Genomic DNA, 1,087 nt, shown 5'->3' with positions numbered 1-1,087 from the left:
TGACACATCGCCGTTGACTCGGCCCCACAGCGGCCCTGGGCCGTACCGCCTCACCGGGCCGGGCCTTCGCGTGCCGTCGCGGGGGGCACCCCGCCCCGTAGGGCGGCCCTGGCAGGATTGTGGGTTGCGACACACATGATCGAACCAAGGCCGTGAGGATGAGTGTGCCCGATCACGCGTTACCCGTTGACCCCGGGGGCGAGCTGGCGGTGTTCCTCCGTGGCCTACGCGGTTGCTTCACCCGCCGCGGGGATGCCCTGTTCGAGGTGGGCGACGCGGTGCTCTGCGCCCAGGGGCCGGTCCGTTCGGTCGCGGAACAGTCACTGGAACCGGAGTTCGCCCGCGGGCACGGCAGCCCCTACGATGCGCTGGCCCGTGGGGCCGTATCGTTGAAGCTGTAGGTACCCGATCTGGTCGCGGCCATCATCAAGGCTCGCGACGCCGCCCTCGGCCGTTGACACGTTCGACACACCGCTCGACAAAGTTGCCGACCGGGTCAGGCGCGTTCCTCAAGCCGATACAACCAGGCGTCGGCATGTGGGCACCGCCTGCGTAGTTCGGCGAGTCCGAGATCGATGACGGCGAGCGGACCGTCGAGTGTTTTGTCAAATGCCGGATAGATGTCACGGATTCGCTTGGAAGGAGCGGTGGTGACGCCATTATCAACCAGTTCCGGCCCGCCGTGGTCATCAACAATTCTTGCGAGCCGGCGGGCGACCCGACTGTCTCCGACGAGATCACCGAGCTGAGGCGCAGCCGCGAGAACCCAGGATTCGATCTCGTGCAGCACGACATGGGGGACGAAGCGTGGATCCCCAATTTTACGTTCGATCTCAGTCTCCACGTATGTCACCCCCTCATGGGCAGATGCATCTGGTCGGGTCGACATGCCCGGCGCGTCCTGCGGTAAGCCGTAGTAGTCGATCATTGTGGTTACGACGTCGATGGTGGGGTCCTGAAGAACCCGCCGGATCTCGTTTTCCAGGCGGTTCCAGGAGGTTACTCCGCCGCGTTTCGCTGGTCCGCTCGCCATTCGTCTGGTGGTAATGATTGATTTCCGTACATGGAAGCCCGCAGCTACCAGAAA

The 1,087-nt window shown here is 64.3% G+C and carries 2 protein-coding genes; one reads left to right on the top strand and one right to left on the bottom strand.

The window, feature by feature from the left end; all coding sequences use genetic code 11:
- Positions 1–158: 158 nt before the first annotated feature.
- On the top strand, positions 159–401 hold the full coding sequence (locus tag U9980_RS24885) for a hypothetical protein (protein ID WP_322748626.1): 243 nt from the start codon (positions 159–161) through the stop codon (positions 399–401).
- Between the two features lie 95 nt (positions 402–496).
- Here U9980_RS24885 and U9980_RS24880 read toward each other — a convergent pair.
- A partial coding sequence (locus U9980_RS24880; RefSeq protein ID WP_322770148.1) for a DUF4276 family protein occupies positions 497–1,087 on the bottom strand: 591 nt, incomplete at its 5' end.

Origin of the sequence: Protofrankia sp. Cr1, assembly GCF_963555865.1 — a bacterium.
Lineage (GTDB): Bacteria > Actinomycetota > Actinomycetes > Frankiales > Frankiaceae > Protofrankia.
Note: the sequence above shows the minus strand (reverse complement) of the source record. Positions and strands in the feature narration are given on the sequence as shown.

Bases quoted from the DNA above. Each gene is read 5' to 3' on its own strand.
- U9980_RS24885 (WP_322748626.1), top strand. From the start codon at position 159: ATGAGTGTGCCCGATCACGCGTTACCCGTTGACCCCGGGGGCGAGCTG.